This is a genomic window from Enterobacter cloacae complex sp. 385G4, assembly GCF_057320665.1.
In genome coordinates, this window is the sequence record NZ_JBXWDD010000003.1 from 120,568 (window position 1) to 140,753 (window position 20,186).

The 20,186-nt window shown below is 58.2% G+C and carries 16 protein-coding genes and 1 pseudogene; 3 read left to right on the plus strand and 14 right to left on the minus strand.

All coding sequences use genetic code 11. The annotated features are described in order from the left end of the window. Window positions 1-7: 7 nt before the first annotated feature. The 4 genes from AC2FAJ_RS11080 to treR all read right to left on the minus strand — a co-directional run bounded on the left by AC2FAJ_RS11080 (window position 8) and on the right by treR (window position 5,090). The gene (locus AC2FAJ_RS11080; RefSeq protein WP_028015309.1) at window positions 8-754 is read right to left on the minus strand and encodes an oligogalacturonate-specific porin KdgM family protein; all 747 of its coding nucleotides are present in this window, start codon (window positions 752-754) and stop codon (window positions 8-10) included. A gap of 135 nt (window positions 755-889) precedes the next feature. Next, window positions 890-2,545, minus strand: coding sequence for an alpha,alpha-phosphotrehalase (gene treC, locus AC2FAJ_RS11085; RefSeq protein ID WP_485454130.1), 1,656 nt, complete (start codon window positions 2,543-2,545; stop codon window positions 890-892). A gap of 51 nt (window positions 2,546-2,596) precedes the next feature. After that, complete coding sequence (gene treB / locus AC2FAJ_RS11090; protein ID WP_028015311.1) at window positions 2,597-4,015, minus strand: PTS trehalose transporter subunit IIBC; 1,419 nt, start codon at window positions 4,013-4,015, stop codon at window positions 2,597-2,599. A 127-nt stretch (window positions 4,016-4,142) separates the two neighbouring features. Further along, window positions 4,143-5,090 (minus strand): trehalose operon repressor TreR, encoded by a 948-nt coding sequence (gene treR, locus AC2FAJ_RS11095; protein ID WP_041911447.1) that lies wholly within the window; start codon window positions 5,088-5,090, stop codon window positions 4,143-4,145. 390 nt (window positions 5,091-5,480) lie between these two features. Here treR and mgtA point away from each other — a divergent pair, with 390 nt between their 5' ends. Then, on the plus strand, window positions 5,481-8,189 hold the full coding sequence (gene mgtA / locus AC2FAJ_RS11100) for a magnesium-translocating P-type ATPase (RefSeq protein ID WP_047364047.1): 2,709 nt from the start codon (window positions 5,481-5,483) through the stop codon (window positions 8,187-8,189). A 178-nt stretch (window positions 8,190-8,367) separates the two neighbouring features. Continuing rightward, a complete protein-coding gene (locus AC2FAJ_RS11105) occupies window positions 8,368-10,752 on the plus strand; it encodes a beta-N-acetylhexosaminidase (RefSeq protein ID WP_485454131.1) in 2,385 nt (794 codons plus the stop codon). A gap of 85 nt (window positions 10,753-10,837) precedes the next feature. Here the strand turns inward: AC2FAJ_RS11105 and gbpA are convergent, their stop codons facing one another. From gbpA to AC2FAJ_RS11130, 5 genes are all read right to left on the minus strand, one after another. Beyond that, window positions 10,838-12,289, minus strand: coding sequence for an N-acetylglucosamine-binding protein GbpA (gbpA, locus tag AC2FAJ_RS11110; RefSeq protein ID WP_485454132.1), 1,452 nt, complete (start codon window positions 12,287-12,289; stop codon window positions 10,838-10,840). 137 nt (window positions 12,290-12,426) lie between these two features. Continuing rightward, window positions 12,427-12,813, minus strand: a complete 387-nt coding sequence (gene ridA / locus AC2FAJ_RS11115) for a 2-iminobutanoate/2-iminopropanoate deaminase (RefSeq protein ID WP_003863373.1) — start codon at window positions 12,811-12,813, stop codon at window positions 12,427-12,429. 73 nt (window positions 12,814-12,886) lie between these two features. Then, window positions 12,887-13,348 carry an aspartate carbamoyltransferase regulatory subunit gene (pyrI, locus tag AC2FAJ_RS11120; RefSeq protein WP_485454133.1) on the minus strand — a complete coding sequence of 154 codons (462 nt, stop codon included), beginning with the start codon at window positions 13,346-13,348 and terminating at the stop codon, window positions 12,887-12,889. Window positions 13,349-13,360: 12 nt separating this feature from the next. Continuing rightward, window positions 13,361-14,293 carry an aspartate carbamoyltransferase gene (gene pyrB, locus AC2FAJ_RS11125; protein ID WP_028015316.1) on the minus strand — a complete coding sequence of 311 codons (933 nt, stop codon included), beginning with the start codon at window positions 14,291-14,293 and terminating at the stop codon, window positions 13,361-13,363. 34 nt (window positions 14,294-14,327) lie between these two features. Next, the gene (locus AC2FAJ_RS11130) at window positions 14,328-14,432 is read right to left on the minus strand and encodes a pyrBI operon leader peptide (protein WP_022646880.1); all 105 of its coding nucleotides are present in this window, start codon (window positions 14,430-14,432) and stop codon (window positions 14,328-14,330) included. Here AC2FAJ_RS11130 and AC2FAJ_RS11135 point away from each other — a divergent pair. Next, window positions 14,412-14,529 (plus strand): annotated as a pseudogene (locus AC2FAJ_RS11135) (hypothetical protein). The gene AC2FAJ_RS11130 and the pseudogene AC2FAJ_RS11135 overlap by 21 nt on opposite strands. Window positions 14,530-14,532: 3 nt before the next feature. Here the strand turns inward: AC2FAJ_RS11135 and AC2FAJ_RS11140 are convergent. From AC2FAJ_RS11140 to arcA, 5 genes are all read right to left on the minus strand, one after another. Then, window positions 14,533-15,012 (minus strand): arginine repressor, encoded by a 480-nt coding sequence (locus AC2FAJ_RS11140; protein ID WP_028015317.1) that lies wholly within the window; start codon window positions 15,010-15,012, stop codon window positions 14,533-14,535. Window positions 15,013-15,092: 80 nt separating this feature from the next. Beyond that, window positions 15,093-16,496 (minus strand): YfcC family protein, encoded by a 1,404-nt coding sequence (locus tag AC2FAJ_RS11145; RefSeq protein ID WP_163332732.1) that lies wholly within the window; start codon window positions 16,494-16,496, stop codon window positions 15,093-15,095. A gap of 47 nt (window positions 16,497-16,543) precedes the next feature. Further along, window positions 16,544-17,548: an ornithine carbamoyltransferase gene (argF, locus tag AC2FAJ_RS11150; RefSeq protein ID WP_222567231.1), complete on the minus strand. Its 1,005-nt coding sequence runs from the start codon at window positions 17,546-17,548 to the stop codon at window positions 16,544-16,546. 25 nt (window positions 17,549-17,573) lie between these two features. Beyond that, on the minus strand, window positions 17,574-18,485 hold the full coding sequence (gene arcC, locus AC2FAJ_RS11155) for a carbamate kinase (protein WP_485454134.1): 912 nt from the start codon (window positions 18,483-18,485) through the stop codon (window positions 17,574-17,576). A gap of 10 nt (window positions 18,486-18,495) precedes the next feature. Then, window positions 18,496-19,716 carry an arginine deiminase gene (gene arcA, locus AC2FAJ_RS11160; RefSeq protein WP_008501384.1) on the minus strand — a complete coding sequence of 407 codons (1,221 nt, stop codon included), beginning with the start codon at window positions 19,714-19,716 and terminating at the stop codon, window positions 18,496-18,498. Between the last annotated feature and the right edge of the window lie 470 nt (window positions 19,717-20,186).

The window sequence follows — 20,186 nt, forward strand, 5'->3', positions numbered from 1 at the left end:
CAGGCCGTCAGAGCTGCTTCACTATCCCCAGACGTACGGCATAATCATTTTCATGGTTGCCGTCATTGTTGATATAGGTTTTATCCAGTGACACCAGCTCGACGTAAGGCGTCCAGCCATCGTCGAGCTGGTAGTTGAACGCAACGGTATGCTCCCAGTAGGTATCATCCCCGGTTCCCTGATCGACATTATCCTGCCAGCGGAAGCGCGGGTTGTAGGACATACCGAATTTGCCAATGTTGTACGCGAACCAAATGTCGAACTGGTGTGACTGACGGCGGGTATAGCCGCTGCCGTCAAGTTCTTTGTCGCTGTGCGCGTCATTGATGGTGTTATAACGGTAACGGGCAGAGAGGTTCAGACCGTTATCGAACGCTTTCCAGCCCTGAATGAAGGGGCGATAGTGGGTATTACTGGGGGTGAAAACCGTCACCATGCCAGGCGCAACGGCAAAGCCATTGCCCAGATTGAAGCGCCAGCGCGTTTCAATCTCCTGTGCCGCCTCCGTTAATCCTTTGTCATCGGGATTATTTCGGTCGGTATCACCAAAAAAGGTGTCGTTATGGTTTTGTGCGGCTTCAACGGAGAAGTAAAAACCGTTATCCGCCTGATGCATAACCTTAATACGAGAATCATTTACGTCAGAGCGCGTATTATGGCCAAAGCGAAGGTCGACGGACGTATTTCCGCACCATCCCTGTGTGCTCAATAATAATGCACTAATACACGTTACTTTAATAATTGTCTTTTTCATCATGTCCTGCCGAGGTTATTTAATTGGCAGGGCTATTTTTATTTTCGGTACGCCGTGATGTAAAAGTTATCGTCGTACATTTAGCGTATCGCTAAACATAAAAAAGGAGATACAGCATGCTGTATCTCCTGACGTTTATTCCTGCACCCACCAGATGGCTTCAAACGGGCGCAGTTGCAGCGTATCGGGACGAGAGGGGACGTCCTCATAGTTGCTGAGTGCGACCTGCCATGCGCCCTGGACCGGGTCCGGCTGCCACTGCTGGCGCTCTCGGCTCAGGTTTGCCACCACCATCAGCGTCTGGCCCTGCCACTGGCGGCGATAGCACCACAGGGAAGGGTGTTCCGGCAGCAGATCGTCGTAATCCCCCCACGTCAGCACGGGCAGGGTTTTGCGCAGACGAATCAGCGACTGATAGGTGTAGAACACTGAATCCGGGTCGTCCAGCGCCGTACGGGCATTCACGGTTTCATAGTTATCGCAGACCCCAATCCACGGCTCGCCCTCGGTAAAGCCCGCATTGTGCGACGCGTCCCACTGCATTGGGGTTCGCCCGTTATCGCGGGATTTACTCGCTAGGATCGCCAGTAATTCATCCGGCTCACGGCCATTGACCCGCAGTTCGGCGAACATGTTCAGGCTTTCCACGTCGCGGTAGTCGGTGATGCGGCTGAAGTGCGGGTTGGTCATGCCCAGCTCTTCACCCTGGTAGATATACGGCGTGCCCTGCATGCCGTGCAGCACCATGCCGAGCATCTTTGCAGCGTGAACGCGGTGTTCCCCTTCGTCGCCAAAGCGCGACACGATGCGCGGCTGGTCGTGGTTACACCAGAACAGCGCGTTCCAGGCTTTGTTGTGCATCCCCTGCTGCCAGTGACGGAAGAGGGTTTTCAGCGCCACAAAGTCCGGCTTTGCCTTCGTCCACTTTTCGCCGCCGGGGTAGTCCACCTTCAGGTGGTGGAAGTTAAAGGTCATCGACAGCTCGCGCCCGTCGAGCGACGCGTACTGCTGGCAGTTCTCCAGCGAGGTTGACGACATCTCGCCCACCGTCATCAGGTTGCGCGGGGTGAAGACGTCGCGGCTCATCTCCTGGAGATATTCGTGGATGCGCGGCCCGTCAGTGTAGAAGCGGCGACCGTCGCCAATGGTGTCGTCCGGGAAATCCTGATCTTTAGAGATGAGGTTAATCACGTCCAGACGCAAGCCGTCCACGCCGCGATCGGCCCAGAACTCGCATACCTTTTTCAGCTCGGCGCGCACCGCCGGGTTTTCCCAGTTGAGATCCGCCTGCTCGGGCGCGAAAAGGTGAAGATAATACTGCTCGCTCTCGGCGTGCCAGCGCCAGGCGTTGCCGCCAAACTTGGAGCGCCAGTTGTTGGGGAGCTGCTCCGGCGTGCCGTCGCGCCAGATGTAGAACTGGCGGTACGGGCTCTCTTTGTTCAGCGACTCGCGGAACCAGGCGTGCTGCGTGGAGGTATGGTTAAACACCATATCCAGCACGATACGAATGCCGCGTTCGTGCGCTTCGGCAACCAGCTCGTCAAAATCATCCAGCGTGCCAAAGGACGGGTCGATGGCGGTGTAATTCGCCACGTCGTAGCCGTTATCCACCTGCGGGGAAATATAAAACGGCGTCAGCCAGATGGCGTCGATGCCGAGGGTTTTCAGGTAATCCAGCCGCTGCGTCACGCCGCGCAGATCGCCGGTGCCGCTGCCGGTGGTGTCCTGAAAACTCTTTGGGTAAATCTGGTAGATGACGCCGTTCTGCCACCAGTGAGGAAGGGTATTCATAGTGCGTACCTGCAAATGCGAAGGGGCGCAACTGCGCCCCGAAAGATGAAGTTAAACAATCTGCAGCGTGCCCTGACGGAACTTACGCTGGTAAACCACGGTGGTGAGCGCCATGGGGACGATAATCGCCACCGCCATGGCCAGGGCAAACACTTGCCAGAAAGTAGGCTGGATGGAGAGGATCCCCGGTAGGCCGCCGACGCCAATCCCGTTCGCCATCACGCCGTTCAGGCCGCACAGCAGGCCCGCCAGGCCGGAGCCGATCATCGCGCAGAGCATCGGGAAGCGATACTTCAGGTTGATGCCGTACATCGCCGGTTCGGTGACGCCGAGATAGGCGGAGATGGCCGCCGGAACGGAGATCTCACGCTCGTTGTGCTTACGGCTAACGATAATGATGCCGGTCACCGCAGAGGCCTGTGCGATGTTAGAGAGGGCGATAATCGGCCAGACCGGGGTACCGCCGAGGCTCTGGATCATCTGCATATCGATGGCCAGCGTGGTCTGGTGCACGCCGGTGATCACCAGCGGGGCATACAGGAAGCCAAACAGCGCGGCACCGATTGGCGCGAAGCTGCCGGTCATCAGATGACGCACCGCGAAGGCCACGCCGTCGCCGATCATGCGGCCAAACGGACCGATAAAAGCGTGCGCCAGGAAGACGGCCAGGATCAGCGAGCAGACCGGCACCACCACCAGGTAGAGGTAATCCGGCACGATGCGCTTCAGACGCGTCTCAATAAAGCCCAGCGCCAGACCCGCCAGCAGGGCCGGAATGACCTGCGCCTGATAGCCCACCTTGGCGATGGTAAACAGGCCGAAGTTCCATACTTCCGGCACCTGCTGACCAAGTAAGTAAGCGTTCATTAACTGCGGAGAGACCAGCGTGACGCCCAGTACGATACCGAGAATTGGCGTACCGCCCATCTTGCGCACGGCGGACCAGCAGATCCCGACCGGCAGGTAGAAGAAGATCGCTTCGCCAATCAGCCACAGGAAGTCATAGATGCTTTGCAGCGCCGGGTACATCTGCGCCAGGGTTTTACCGTCGCTCATTGGCACATCGCCGATGACGTTACGGAAGCCCAAAATTAAGCCCCCGCTGATCAGCGCCGGCAGCAGCGGGAAGAAGATTTCTGCAAAGTGGGAAATCAGCTGCTCGTGCCACTTCATATTCTGGCGCGCCGCCTTCTTCGCCTGCTCTTTATCGGCAGAAGAGTGTCCGGTGGTCGCCAGCAGAGCCTGATAGTAATCGCCCACTTCGGTACCAATCACCACCTGGAACTGTCCGGCGTTGGTGAAGCAGCCTTTCACCATGGAAAGCTCTTCAATCGCCTTCGGGTTGGCCCTGGCCGGATCGTTCAGCACGAAGCGCAGGCGGGTAATGCAATGGCTGACGGTGGCGATGTTTTCGCGGCCGCCGACCAGGACGATCAGCCGATCGATATCTGCTTGTTTGACTTTACTCATCATGAAACCTCATGACAGATGTTGAGGGGGGTAATGACCTGAGCGCAAGCCTACTCCTTCAGCGTGACGGCGAAAATGGGAACGTTCCCGAAATCGGGCGAAGATCACAATAAACGATTCAGGGGGGTTATGAGAGACGGGCAGGAATAACGATCTGGCGCGGCTCGCTCCGCCCGTTGATCTGCTCGATCAGCTGCGCGGCGGCCTGCCTGCCGGACTCGGCGTAGCCCGGATCGACGGTGATAATTTCAGGGTGCAGGAACTTCATCAGCGGCGTGCTGCCGACGCTCGCCACCTGCAGGTTATCAATGCGCTGCTCCTGCAGATACTTGCTGGCACCCAGCGCAAGGGTGTCCGTGGCGCACACCAGCGCGGTGGTGTGCGGCGTCAGGACGCTGGCGACCTGCTCGTAGCCCTGCTTCATGCCCAGCCCCGGCAGGGAGGCCACGGCAGGGAGATTGTGCTTTTTGCAAAAGGCCAGATAGGCCTCGTGGCGGCGCTTGCCGGTGGTAACGTCCGCGTGCGGCACGCCAAGATAGCTGATGTGGCGGTGGCCTTCTTCGTACAGGCGCTGCATCAGGGTGATAATCGCCCCCTCATCGTCATAGCAGACGGAGGCAAAACCGTGGGCATCGCGCGCCAGCAGCACCAGAGACGGCTGCCAGTGTTTCAGCATCTCCTCGTCAATGCCGGTAAAACCAAACAGCACCACGCCGTCAATGTTACGGCGCTGGAGCATGCCGAGATGTTCTTCCACCAGCTGTGGCGAGAACTGGCTCTCCATCATGATCGGGTCATAGCCCTGCTCGTAGAAGGCAGGCAGCATGGTCTGAACGGCGAGGTTTTCGGAGAGAGAATCCAGACGCGAAACGATGATCGCAACCACTTTATCGCTCTGCCCGCGCATGGCGCGCGCGGAGCGGGAAGGGGAAAAACCGTGCTGATTCATGACCGCCTCAACGCGCTCGCGGGTGCGTTCGCTGACGCCGCTTTCGTTGTTCAGCACGCGTGAGACGGTTGATTTCCCCACGCCGCTTAAACGCGCGATGTCTTTAATTGTAAGGCGGTTCTGCATGCTGTTTTCCCTGTAACAACGACAAAATGGTCAATTGAGCCTAATGCTATAGCGCGATTTCGCTATGGGCAAAGTCTGGTTTACGTACTGTTTATTTGCAGGCGCGTATAATACCGCCCGAATCGTCACAAAGGGTACGCTTAAATCTTTATACTGCGCGGCGACACCCTGTTTTTTTACTTACCGGAGGCTTTATGGATCCCGATCCCGCACCTCTCCTGAATGGGAGAATTTGTTCTTTCCGGTAAGCCAGCTTTTGCTGTCTCACCGGTAATGTGAGGCAGCAACGTCCCAAACGTTCCTGCTTGAAAAATTGAGTGCCTGACAGGTACGGCTTTGCCACGCCTGAAGGGAATGCTGCGTCCGCCTGGCGGATGCGGAGGAATGTCTATGTTTAAAAATATCACCCGGCAGCTGCAGGCGCTGCTGAGCCGCCATCTGCCACACCGTCTTGTTCAGCGCGACCCGCTGCCCAATGCCAAAAACATGGCAGGAGCGGCGATCCCGGCGTCCCTGACCGAACGCTGCCTGAACGTGGCGGCGATGGATGAAAACGAAGTCTGGCGCGCCTTTGGCGGCCATCCGGAAGGGCTGAACGCGTCTGAAGTGGAAAAAATCCGCGCCGTGCACGGCGATAACCAGATCCCGGCGCAGAAGCCCTCTCCGTGGTGGGTGCACCTGTGGCTCTGCTACCGCAACCCGTTCAACCTGCTGCTGACCGTACTCGGCATTATCTCTTACGCGACGGAAGATCTCTTTGCCGCGGGCGTGATTGCCCTGATGGTGGGTATCTCCACGCTGCTGAACTTCATTCAGGAAGCCCGCTCCACCAAAGCGGCGGACGCCCTGAAGGCGATGGTCAGCAACACCGCGACCGTCTCGCGCGTGATTAACGACCTCGGCGAAAACGCCTGGGTGGAACTGCCTATTGACCAGCTGGTGCCGGGCGACCTGGTGAAGCTGGCGGCGGGAGACATGATCCCGGCGGATTTACGCATCATCCAGGCGCGCGATTTGTTCGTGGCGCAGGCCTCTCTGACCGGCGAGTCCCTGCCCGTTGAGAAGGTATCGCGCAGCCGCGACCCGCAGCAGATGAACCCGCTCGAGTGCGACACCCTGTGCTTTATGGGCACCACGGTGGTCAGCGGCACGGCGCAGGCAATTGTCACCGCCACCGGCGGCAATACCTGGTTTGGACAGCTTGCCGGGCGCGTCAGCGAGCAGGAGAGCGAGCCGAATGCGTTCCAGAAAGGCATTGGCCGCGTCAGCATGCTGCTGATCCGCTTTATGATGGTCATGACGCCGATTGTCCTGCTGATCAACGGCTACACCAAGGGCGACTGGTGGGAGGCGGCGCTGTTTGCGCTCTCCGTGGCCGTCGGCCTGACGCCGGAAATGCTGCCGATGATCGTTACCTCCACGTTGGCTCGCGGGGCGGTCAAACTCTCTAAACAAAAGGTGATCGTCAAACACCTCGACGCCATTCAGAACTTTGGCGCGATGGACATTCTCTGCACCGATAAAACCGGCACCCTGACGCAGGATAAAATCGTGCTGGAGAACCACACCGACATCGCCGGTAAAACCAGCGAGCGCGTGCTCCACAGCGCGTGGCTGAACAGCCACTACCAGACCGGGCTGAAAAACCTGCTCGACGTGGCGGTGCTGGAAGGCGTGGACGAGGAGGCCGCCCGTACGCTCTCCGGCCGCTGGCAGAAGGTGGACGAAATCCCGTTCGACTTCGAGCGCCGCCGCATGTCGGTGGTGGTCAGCGAGCAGCCGGACGTGCACCAGTTGATCTGCAAAGGCGCGCTGCAGGAGATCCTGAACGTCTCCACGCAGGTTCGCCACAACGGGGAGATCGTGCCGCTGGACGACACCATGCTGCGCCGCATCAAGCGCGTCACCGACAACCTGAACCGTCAGGGGCTGCGCGTGGTGGCGGTGGCGAGCAAATTCCTGCCCGCGCGGGAGGGGGACTATCAGCGTATCGACGAATCCGATTTGATCCTCGAGGGTTACATCGCATTCCTCGATCCGCCGAAAGAGACCACCGCACCGGCGCTGAAGGCGCTGAAGGCGAGCGGCATCACCGTCAAAATTCTCACCGGCGACAGCGAGCTGGTGGCGGCCAAAGTGTGCCACGAAGTGGGGCTGGACGCGGGCGACGTGGTGGTGGGGAGCGACATTGAGCACCTCTCCGACGACGAACTGGCGCAGCTTGCCCAGCGCACGACGCTGTTTGCCCGCCTGACGCCGATGCACAAAGAGCGCATTGTGACGCTGCTGCGTCGTGAAGGGCACGTGGTGGGCTTTATGGGCGACGGCATCAACGATGCGCCCGCGCTGCGTGCGGCGGACATTGGCATCTCCGTGGACGGCGCTGTGGATATCGCCCGTGAAGCGGCGGATATCATCCTGCTGGAAAAGAGCCTGATGGTGCTGGAGGAGGGCGTCATCGAAGGGCGTCGCACCTTCGCCAACATGCTCAAATACATCAAAATGACCGCCAGCTCCAACTTCGGTAACGTCTTCAGCGTGCTGGTGGCGAGCGCGTTTCTGCCGTTCCTGCCGATGCTACCGCTGCACCTGCTGATCCAGAACCTGATGTACGATGTCTCTCAGGTAGCGATCCCGTTTGATAACGTTGACGACGAGCAGATCCAGAAGCCGCAGCGCTGGAACCCGGCCGATCTGGGCCGCTTCATGCTGTTCTTTGGGCCGATCAGCTCCATCTTCGACATTCTGACCTTCTGCCTGATGTGGTTTGTGTTCCACGCCAACACCCCGGAACACCAGACGCTGTTCCAGTCCGGCTGGTTCGTGGTAGGGCTGCTGTCCCAGACGCTGATTGTGCACATGATCCGCACGCGCCGCATTCCGTTCATCCAGAGCCGTGCCGCGTGGCCGCTGATTGTAATGACGGGCATTGTGATGGCGCTGGGTATCGCGCTGCCGTTCTCACCGCTGGCAAGCTACCTGCAACTTCAGGCGCTGCCGCTGAGCTACTTCCCATGGCTGGTGGCGATCCTCGCGGGTTATATGGTGCTGACGCAGATGGTGAAAGGATTCTATGCGCGTCGATATGGGTGGCAGTAAGCTCATTTTGCCACAATCCAAACGTAGGCCGGGTAAGGCGAAGCCGCCACCCGGCATCTGGCTTTCCTCCCAAATTCAACAACCTGTGATCTCCGTCGGCGCATTCGCTTGACGACAATTTGTACGCATGTTAACAGAATGTTTTGCCTGTATTTGGCCCGTCAGATAAGGAACATTCATGTTACGGTACAGTCTCTTAACCGCCGGGCTTATGCTCGGCGCCTCCGCTTTTGCCGCGCCGGCAGGCGACCTTCCCCTGATGCCCTGGCCTGCGAAGGTTGAACGCCCGACGACGCAGGGCGCGCTGGTGCTTAACAATCAACTCTCCGTGAGCGTCAGCGGCGACGAGTTGGGGGACGCGGTCAACCGCCTGCGCCAGCGCATTGCGCTGCAAACCGGCTGGACGCTACAGCCACAGGCCGAAAAACCTGACAAGCCGACCATCCGTATCGCCATCGCTAAAAAGGTGAAGCCGCAGCCGCTGACGGACAGCGATGAGAGCTACAAACTCATAGTGGATGCCAACGGCGTGAACATCTCCGCTAACACCCGCTTTGGCGCATTGCGCGCAATGGAAACCTTGCTCCAGCTGATGCAGAACGGTGCCGAAAACACTTCGATTCCGTGGGTTACCATCGAAGATTCGCCGCGCTTCCCGTGGCGCGGGCTGCTGCTCGATTCGGCGCGCCATTTCATCCCGTTACCCGATATCAAACGCCAGATCGACGGTATGGCCGCGGCCAAGCTCAACGTCCTGCACTGGCATCTGACTGACGATCAGGGCTGGCGCTTTACCTCGAAGCGTTATCCAAAATTAACCCAGCTTGCCAGCGACGGGCTGTTCTACACCCCTGAGCAGATGCGCGAGATTGTGCGTTACGCTGCCGAACGCGGCATACGCGTGGTGCCGGAAATCGATATGCCGGGCCACGCCTCAGCGATTGCCGTCGCCTATCCAGAACTGATGAGCGCGCCGGGGCCGTACGCTATGGAGCGCCACTGGGGCGTACTAAAGCCTGTGCTGGATCCCACCAAAGAGGCGACTTACACCTTTGCCGACGCGATGGTCAGCGAACTGGCGGCGATCTTCCCCGATCCGTATCTGCATATTGGCGGCGATGAGGTGGACGACAGCCAGTGGAAGGCAAACGCGGCGATCCAGAGATTTATGCGCGACAATAAACTGGCGGACAGCCACGCGCTGCAGGCGTATTTCAACCGCAAGCTGGAGACGATCCTTGAGAAGCACCACCGGCAGATGGTCGGCTGGGACGAGATCTACCATCCCGATCTGCCGAAAAGCATTCTGATCCAGTCCTGGCAGGGACAGGACGCGCTGGGGCAGGTGGCGCAGAATGGCTATAAGGGCATTCTCTCAACCGGCTTCTACCTCGACCAGCCCCAGTCCACCGCCTATCACTACCGCAACGAAATCGTGCCGCAGGGGCTGAATGGCGTGGACGTGATAGCGGACACCGACAGCGTCCAGAGCTGGGCTTTCTCCATGCCGCGCCTGAAGGGCAAGCCGGTGGAAGGCAGCTTTACGCTGGTGAAAGGCGACGCCGGGTGGCGCGGATTTATTGATTTTGCCGGGAAATCGCGTCGGGCGGTGAATAACATTCAGTGGCGCGACGACAACCAGGTGACCTTTACCGTCGACACCTGGATGGGTGAAACGCGCCCGGTGGTCAACGTTGATAACGACAAACTCACCGGCTATTTCCTGGTGGGAAACACCCGCTACCCGATTAGCGGCGCGCGTCTGGACGACGTGCCGAAAGGTACCCCTCCGGTCGTGCCGGACGTGACGAATCAGGCCAACCTGCTCGGCGGCGAAGCCGCGCTGTGGGCGGAAAACGTGGTCGCGCCGGTGCTGGACATCCGCCTGTGGCCGCGCGCCTTTGCGGTGGCGGAGCGGCTGTGGTCCGCGCAGGACGTCAACGACGTCGATAACATGTATACCCGCCTGCAGGCGATGGACAGCTGGTCGACGGTTTCCGTCGGGCTGCAGCAGCATACCCAGCAGCAGGTGCAGTTCACGCGCCTCGCCAACAATGCGGATACCCTGCCGCTGCAAATTCTCGCGCAGGCGGTGGAGCCTGCGCAGTACTACACCCGCCAGCACCTCAAGTTCCAGGCCGGGAACTATCATCAGTTCGAGCCGCTCAACCGCTTCGCGGATGCCCTGAACGCCGAAAGCGCCACCGTGCGCCAGATGCACAAGTGGGCGGACCGTCTGGTGAGCGACGCGGAAGACACGGAGAGCGCCGAGGCGCTGCGCCACGTCTTTAACCGCTGGCAGAACAACACCAGCGACGTGCTGGCCTTGAGCGAAAACAGCTATCAGCTGAAGGCCATTAAGCCGGTCATTCTGGAGGTGGATAAGCTGGCCTCGATTGGCCTGAGGCTGACGGATCTGGTGGCGCGTCAGGGGACGCTGGACGACAAAGAGATCGCGTCGATCCAGAGCGAGCTGGACAGCGCGGCGAAGGTGCAGGATGAGGTGGTGATTGCGGCGGTCTATCCGCTGGAGACGCTGCTACGCGCCACGCGAAATCAGTAACACACATGCCCGGTGGCGCTGCGCTTACCGGGCCTACGTGGTGTGTAGGCCCGGCAAACGCAGTGCTCCCGGGCGTAAAGGCTACTCAGTTCTTCAGAACCCACGCCTCTTTCCAGTGTGCGCCAACGCCTGGCTCATACTGGTTTGCGGTTGGGCTGTACTGCACGCAGAAGCCGCTGTACGGGAATGGCTTACATTCGTAGGTCTTACCGTCTTTAGGCTGAAGCACCACGGTACCTGCCTTGTACGACGCGATATTGTCCGGGAAGGTAAAGTCGTGGTGGCCGATGCTATCCGCAGCGGCATCGCCTTCCAGCATCAGGTTCAGGACGTCCTGCGCGAACAGGGTGCCGTCTTTATTGGTCGCGTAGTATTTCAGCATGTGGTGGCCGGCGGTCACGTCGGTCAGGGTCATAGTGACGTCCTGATTGCTGTTGTTCATGTCCTGCTTCAGGTAGCCTTTTTCCGCACCGTGGTGGTTCATCACGTGTGCTTCAAAATTCACGTCACCCTGCGTATTCACGTGGAAGGTCACGGTCGCGTTGCCATGCTCGATTTTGCTGTATTGCAGATCGGTAACGGCGATGGTTTCGCTCACCTGCGCTTTCTGCTCTTCATAAGAGATAGCAACGGACTGCAGCGTGCTGCCGTCTTTCACGAATACGCTGTTGGCGCCGTGAACCGGGCTGATGTCACCGGCTTCATCCTTCACGCCGACGCGCACGTCGTGCTGCGCGGTGTTGATCTTCTGCGCCAGATCCCAGGACCACTGGTTAGCGTCGCCTTGTTCAGCAGAGCCGATGGTCATCTCGGTGCGCATGGCGGTCACTTCGCCGTGGGCGTCGAAGAAGCGTGCGATAACTTTATCGCCCACGTTCAGGTTATTACCGGCAATCTGGCCGCTCAGGGTTTTGCTCCACTCGGACACAACCGCAGGTGTTTCGTCCGGGGTAACGTTGCCGCCGTTCCCGAAATCAACGTCGATAGCCTGATAGAAGCTGTTTGTGGTATCTGCAATTTCCCACACGCCGTAAATTACCTGATAGCCTGTGCGTTCAGGAACATTACAGGTCATGGATTTAGTTACGGCTGGCGCCTGGCTATTTCCGTTAATTGTACAGAACGGGGTTAATTCAAACTGATCGCGAGTTAGCGGCTTATTTGGGTCCCAGTTTTGTTTGGTAATGTAATAACGCCAGTTGGTAGTTTTGTGCGGCGCAGTATGGTGCCAGACAAATTCATGCGGGCCCGCGGTCATCGGGTTTTTAGTCCACGCATTCAGGCTCTGCTTATCCAGCTGAGAATATTGAGAGATACCCGCGCTGGCGAGGTGTCCGTCTGCTGGCTCTGCCCCGGTCGGGAAGCCGGAGGTTTTCTCTACGCTCTGCGGTTCATACTGTACGGAGCCGCAATCAATATTTTGACCCAGCTTACACATATAGGCGCGGCTGGCAGGAGATTCGATATATCCGTGTGCAAGTGCTGAAGACGCCACCGTTAATGTGGTCACGGCCAGCGCAATTTTAGAAAGTTTCATTCTTCGTCCATTAATTAGAATATAACAAGGCAGCGCCAGTCTATTAATGGACAGCACACGACGTCATGGAATACCGGGAGTAAAAATGGTCGAAATAAAAAAGGCAGCCTCAGCTGCCCTCTAAAAATGGAAATGAATTAACGACGTACGGCAATCGCTTCAATTTCAATTTTCACGTCTTTTGGCAGACGCGCCACTTCCACGCAGGAGCGCGCCGGGAAGGTGGCGTTATGCTCGGTGAAGAACGCTTCGTAGGTAGCGTTAACGGTTGCGAAATCGTTCAGATCTTTCACGAACACGGTGGTTTTCACGATATCGCCCACTTTCAGGCCGGCAGATTCAACGATAGCCTGCACGTTCTCCAGCGACTGACGCGCCTGCGCCGCCACGTCGGCCGGTACTTCGCCGGTTTTCGGGTTTACCGGGATCTGGCCAGAGGTGATGATCATGCTGCCCAGATCAACGCCCTGAACGTATGGGCCGATAGCCGCTGGTGCATTTTCCGTCGCGAGTACTTTGCTCATTTTTTCTCCAGAATTACAGCGTTAAGAATGTTCCCGGCCATTATAACAGCCGGGATTTCATTACCAACCTCAATTAGTTGGCCAGCACCACATAATGGGAAAACTCTTTTTCGCAGTATTTGCATTTGAGCGCGATGTCATTGGCGCGCTTTTTCACTGCAAAGCTGGACGAAACCGGCTCGGCATGGCTGATGCAGTTGCTGTTCGGGCAGACCAGCACTCTTTCGATGCGCTCCGGCAGGCTCGGGCGGGATTTGCCCACCACGTCGTAATCGTCGATGCGGTTAACCGTGGCGTCCGGCGCGTACAGCGACAGCTGGTTGACCTGCTCGTCGGTCAGGAAGGTGTTCTCGATCTTGATCAGATCTTTACGGCCCATTTCGCCGGACGGCAGGTTCAGGCCGATGGTGATGCGCTGGTCGGTTTCGGTCAGTTTGAACAGCGTCAGCAGCTTAAAGCCCACCTGCGCAGGGATGTGGTCAATCACGGTGCCACGCTTGATGGCTTCAACCTGGAGTTTGTTATCGTGTGTCATGGTCGTCTCCCCTTACAGAGCTAATTCGCGATTCAGAACCAGTGCCAGTAACGCCTGGCGAGCGAAGATGCCGTTCCCGGCCTGCTGGAAGTACCAGGCGTGCGGCGTTTTATCCACGTCGGTGGCAATCTCATCGATGCGCGGCAGCGGGTGCAGCACCTTCATGTTGTCGCGTGCGCCGTCGAGATCGCTGGCGCGCAGCACGAACTGCGCCTTCACGTTGGCGTATTCGGACGGATCCAGACGCTCTTTCTGCACGCGGGTCATATAGAGAATATCCACGTTGCCCACCACCTCTTCGATGCTGGCGTGCAGGCTCCACGTAATGCCTTTCTCGTCCAGCATGTCGAGGATGTACTGCGGCATCGCCAGCGCGTCCGGGGCGATGAAGAAGAAGCGGTTGCCGCTAAATTTCGCCAGCGCCTGGGTCAGGGAGTGGACGGTGCGGCCGTACTTCAGGTCGCCGACCATGGCGATGTTCAGATTTTCAAGCGTGCCCTGGGTCTCCTGAATGGTGAACAGGTCCAGCAGGGTTTGCGTCGGATGCTGGTTGGCGCCGTCACCGGCGTTCAGCACCGGAATGCCGCCGGAAAACTCGGTCGCCAGACGCGCCGCGCCCTCCTGTGGGTGGCGCATCACAATCGCGTCCACATAGGTGCTGATCACTGAAATGGTATCCGCCAGGGTTTCGCCTTTTTTGCCCAGCGACGTGTTGCTGCTGTCCGAGAAGCCCACCACGCTCGCGCCCAGGCGGTGCATGGAGGTTTCAAAGGAGAGGCGGGTGCGCGTCGAGGCTTCAAAGAAACAGCTCGCGATCACCTTGTGCTTCAGCAGCTCCGGCTGCGGATTGGCCTTCAGTTTTGCCGCGGTTTCCAGAACCAGTTCCAGCTCTTCGCGGCTGAGGTCGTTTATGGAAATGATGTGTTTTTGATAAAGCGGATTCATGTTTATCTCCTGACGCCGGGCAAAAAAAAGCCCCTCAAATGAGGGGCTCTGGGAATAGGTTTAGCAACGGGAAGAAAAACGGCAGGCCAGCGTCTGATTTCAGACGCGGTAAGACGTTATGTCGTACACGCTTGACCATGCTTCCTCCCGGCAAATTGTCGGGCATTATACGCAGCTCGTTTTTGGGATCAAGCGATTTAATGCACGCTTTACTCAATGCAAACGGTTCTTTATGAATATTAATGCATTCTGAGTAAATAATTAATTTGCTTATGCACCAGGGCGGTACGCTTCACCACCCGGGGCGCGACCCAGACGATACTGCTTCCCGCCACCACGCCTAAAATTTCCGGTAACTGGTGATAATCCAGAATACGCGCCACCGCGCGGCCATATCCGGCGACGGTATGAATAAGGATAAATTCGCTATTGTGCTCCACGCTCACCACCATTTCGGAGACGGTACGCGCGGCGTCGGGGGCAGGGCGCAGCTGGGGATTCAGCGAATAAATCTTTAGCCCTTTGGCATTGCGAATTTTTATGACGCCAAGCAGCTTGAGCAGACGTGAAACGGTGGACTGGCTGATGGTCTCAAAACCCCGCTCCTGCAAGTCGCGGCGGATCTCTTCCTGAGAGAGATAGCTCTTTTCCGCGATCAGACGCTGGCAGACCGTTAGCTGTAGTTGCTCTTTGGGAGAGTACTCTTCGTAATCCATCATAGTTCCCATATCAGTTCCCGAAATAACCGGTGGCACCGCACCGATCCGTAGGCCGGATGAGCGCAGCGCCATCCGGCAAATCACAACAACGCGCCCAGGCTTAACGCCACCATAATCACCACCGTCAAAATCCCCAGCAGTGGCGCGACCCATTTCAGATAACGCACGTAGGGCACGCGGGCGATAGCCAGCCCGCCCATCACGACGGCAGAGGTGGGGGTGATAAGGTTAACGATGCCGGACGCCGACTGGTAAGCCGTAACCACCAGGTCGCGGTTGACGTTAGCGAAATCGGCAAGGGGCGCCATGATCGGCATCGTCAGAACGGCCAGGCCGGACGAAGAAGGCACAAGAAACGACAGCACCACCTCCAGCCAGTACATCACGTTAATGAACGCCACCGTCGACAATCCGGTGACCAGCCCTTCCGCGCTGTGCAAAATGGTGTGGGTAATCATGCCCTTATCCATAATCACTACGATACCGCGCGCGATGCCGATAATCAGCGCGACGCCCAGCAAATCTCGCGCGCCGTTGATAAACGTCGACGTCAGCTCCTCTTCGCTCATGCGGGCGATAAGCCCAACGATAATGGCGCTGGCGAGGAACACCGCCGAGATCTCCGCCATCCACCAGCCCAGCACCGCCACGCCGTAGATCATCACCGCGAAGGCGAGGGCGAAAATCACCAGGATGAGTTTGCGCACCGGGGTAAATTCCAGCGACTGCTCGCCCTTGTTGCCGAGGAAGTGGGCGAAGTTCTCCTCCTGTTTATCCGCCACGATCGACAGCGACGGATCTTTGCGCACCTTACGGGCATAGCGCATGACCCACGCTACGCAGATGATCCAGCCGATGACCAGCAGCGCGATGCGCAGCATGATCCCATTGGTGAAGGGGATCCCGGCGGCGTTGGCGGCGATCACCGTGGCAAACGGGTTAATGGTGGAGCCGAGTGTGCCGATCCCCGCCCCGAGCAGCACGGTAGAAGCCGCAACCACCGGATCGAACCGCGCCGCCAGCATCACCGGCACCAGTAAGGTATAGAAGGGCAGCGACTCTTCGGCCATGCCGTAAATGGTGCCACCTGCGGCAAACAGCGCCATCAGGATCGGGATCATCCACTCTTCGCGCCCGCGCAGCTTAGTGGTGACGCGCTCGATCCCGGCGTCAATCGCTCCGGTTTTGGTGACGATCCCGAGAAATCCCCCGATGATCAGGATAAACAGCGCGACGTCGATCGCCCCGGCCTGGCCGGACTCCGGATCGTACAGTCCGGCAATCGGGGCCATCAGCACCGACACCAGCCCCTGCGGGTGCGATGCCACGTGCGCATAGGTGCCGGCAACCGGCACCTCTTTGCCGAGCGCCTCGTTCATCGCCATATGGTACTGCCCGGCCGGAACAATCCACGTCAGCACGGCAACCACGGCAATCAGAAAAAAGAGAATGGTGTAAGCGGAGGGAAACTTGAACTTGCCCATGATGTTCTCCTGAATCCCGGCGCACCCCGCGGCGCGCCGGGTGGTGATTAGTCGCCGAGTGTCGCCACCATGACCGCCTTAATGGTGTGCATGCGGTTTTCTGCTTCGTCAAAGACGATGGAGTTCGGTGATTCAAAGACCTCTTCCGTCACCTCCAGCCCCTTCAGGCCGTACGCCATCTCGATCTCGCGGCCCACTTTAGTGTGCTCGTTGTGGAACGCGGGCAGGCAGTGCATGAACTTGACGTTCGGGTTGCCGGTGGCCTTCATGACGTCCGCGTTGATTTGATACGGCTTCATCAGGCTGACGCGCTCGGCCCACGCCTCCTTCGGTTCGCCCATGGAGACCCACACGTCGGTGTAGAGGAAATCGGTGCCCTGCACACCTTCTTCCACGTCGTCGGTGAGGGTGATGCGTGCGCCCGTTTCTTTGGCGATGGCGCGGCACTGCTCAACCAGCCCGGCTTCTGGCCAGAAGGATTTCGGTGCCACGAGGCGGATATCCATCCCCATCTTGGCCGCGCCGACCATCAGGGAGTTGCCCATGTTATTCCGCGCGTCGCCCAGGTAGGCAAAGCTCAGCTCCGGCAGCGTTTTTCCCGGGGAGTGCTCCAGCATGGTCATCAGATCCGCGAGGATTTGCGTCGGGTGGAACTCGTCGGTCAGGCCGTTCCACACCGGCACGCCCGCGTATTCTCCGAGCTCCTCGACGATGGCCTGGCCGTAGCCACGGTACTCGATGCCGTCATACATGCGGCCCAGCACGCGGGCGGTGTCTTTCATCGACTCTTTATGGCCGATCTGCGACCCGCTTGGGCCGAGGTAGGTAACCTGCGCGCCCTGGTCAAACGCGCCCACTTCGAAGGCGCAGCGGGTGCGGGTGGAGGTTTTTTCAAAGATCAGGGCGATGTTTTTCCCGGCCAGAGTTTGCTTTTCGCGCCCGGCCTTTTTGGCCGCCTTCAGCTCGATGGCGAGGTCGATCAGGTACTGAATTTCCGCCGGGGTGTAGTCCAGCAGTTTGAGGAAGTTGCGGTTTTTCAGGTTGATGGTCATGGGTAAATCCTTTTTAAATGAGTGATCAGTTACGAATCAGCGTGCCTTTCTCGCCCGCCAGGATCTCCGCGCCGTCGGCCAGCGCGCCGATCCCGGCAATGCCGTTGCAGGCCTCAACAAATTCGCGGCAGGCGGCCACTTTCGGCCCCATCGATCCGGCGTCGAACGGCATGTCTTTAAGCAGTTCCGGCGTCACCTGCGCCAGCGGGCGCTGGGTCGGCTTGCCCCAGTCGAGGTACACCGCGTCGGCATCGGTGAGGATCAGCAGGGCATCGGCTTCGATCTGGCGCGCCAGCAGGGCGGCGGAGAGGTCTTTATCGATTACCGCCTCGATCCCGCGATAGCCGTTGGCCTGTTCCACCACCGGCACGCCGCCGCCGCCGTTGCAGATCACCAGGTGGTCGCGCTGGATCAGCGCCGTGATGGCGTCGCTCTCGACGATGCGCTTCGGCTGCGGAGAGGGCACCACGCGGCGGACGTAGCTGCCGTCGGCCTTAAACACCCAGCCTTTCTCCGCGGCCAGCGTTTTTGCCTGGGCCTCGCTGTAGACCGGGCCGATGTATTTGGTCGGGTTGCTGAAGGCCGGGTCGGCAGCGTCCACTTCCACCTGCGTGAGCAGAACGCTCACCTCGCGCTGGGGCAGATTGTTTTTTAGCGCCTGCTGGAGCATGTAGCCGATCATCCCCTGGCTTTCGGCGCCGAGAACGTCCAGCGGGTAGGGCGTCACTTTGTCGTAGGCGCTGTTTTGCAGCGCCAGCAGCCCGACCTGCGGGCCGTTGCCGTGCACCAGCACCACGCGCCACTGTTCCGTTAAGCCGGCGATGGTGCGGGCGGCCTGCTCAATGTTCTGGCGCTGGATCTCCGCTTCCAGCGGTTCGCCGCGCTTAAGCAGCGCGTTGCCGCCCAGAGCCACAACCAGAGTGGGTTTTCGTTCCATGATGGCTCCTTTAAATTCCGTCGCGTTCCAGCGGGCAGCTCATGCAGCGCGCGCCGCCGCGGCCGCGCCCAAGCTCGTCGCCCGGGATGGGCAGCACGGTGATACCCGCTTTGTCGTACTTCTCGTTGGTCCAGACGTTGCGCTCGTAGCCGATCACCACGCCCGGGCGGATGGTCAGGACGTTGTTGGCGTCGTTCCACTGCTCGCGTTCGGCCTCAAAGGCGTCGCCGCCGGTGGTGATCAGACGTACCTGGTTAATGCCGAGCGCCTTCTCGATGGCGTGCAGCAGGTCGGTTTCCTGGGTGCGCAGCAGGCCGCCGCGTCCGTCCGGGGTGAGCGTCCAGCACTGGGCGTCTTTGCGCACCACTTCCGGGTAGACGGAGAAGGTGTCCACGTCGATGTGGGTCATGACGGTGTCGAGGTGCATGCAGGAGCGGTGTTTTGGCAGCTCGACGGCAATCACGCGCTCGGCCTGGCGATGTTTAAACAGGCTGTTGGCGAGGAACTCCACGCCCTGCGGCGTCGTGCGTTCGGACATGCCGATCAATACCGCGCCGCGGCCAATGACTAATACGTCGCCGCCTTCTAAAGTGGCGTGGTCGTAATTAATATTCTCATCGCCGAAATACTTAATAAAATCGCCGTCGGCGAACGCCGGGTGCCAGCGATATATTGCCCGGAGGTTATTGGTTTCACGCTGACGGGCCGGTTTGGCCATTGGGTTAATAGAGACGCCGTTATAGATCCAGCAGGAGGTATCGCGGGTAAATAAATGGTTTGGCAGCGGCTTCATAATAAAATCATTCGCCGTGTGGGTATCCACCACCATATTTTTAATGGCCGCCGGAATTTCACCGTAGGTTAATCCGCCGCTCAGCCTGCGCGCCAGTTCGCGGTGCGGCATATCCGCCAGCCAGCCGCGAACGTCGCCGGCAAAGGTAGGGCCGAGGCGGTAGTCGGAGATTTGCGTCTCCAGCAGCCAGGCTTTCGCCTCTGCAATATCAAGGGTTTGTGTCAGAAGGTCGGTCAACAGCAGGACTTCCACACCCTGCTCGCGCAGCGTGTTTGCGAAGATGTCATGCTCCTCACCCGCCCGCTCAACCGAGAGCACGTCATCGAAAAGCAGCTCCTGGCAATTCGATGGCGTTAAGCGTTTCAGACTTAAATTTGGGCGGTGCAGCATAACGCTACGCAATTGACCAATTTCAGAACCGACGTAATGCTTTTCCATAATTATTCCTTTAACTGTTTTTCAGAATAAAAAGGGCATGCGCCATGTGATGCATTTAATTTCATGGCGGCTAAGCTCAATTGATTTCGTAATTCATACTAGGCAGTTAAATAATCCGTATTGTGATGTTGCTCACGCGAATATGGATAATAATGAGTTTGTTTTCATTTGCATGATTCGCATCAGATAATGATTAATTTCATATTATTGGGAGTTGAATAGCTAAGCAGGATTCGGTGGCATTATTTGAGGTTGTTATTATTTTGTGGATATTAATCTTTTGAAATAAGTTGTTATGTGTCTGATTTTAAATGATAAAAATCATATGCAAGAATGGCTATGCAAATAACGTAATTAACTATTTTTGACTTAAGAAAAATCAATAAATAATTATGGTTTTTTAGAGCAAATTATCAAAACAGTAAAGTGTGAGGCGGCAACGGGTTTTGTTAATTAGAGAGCATGATCAA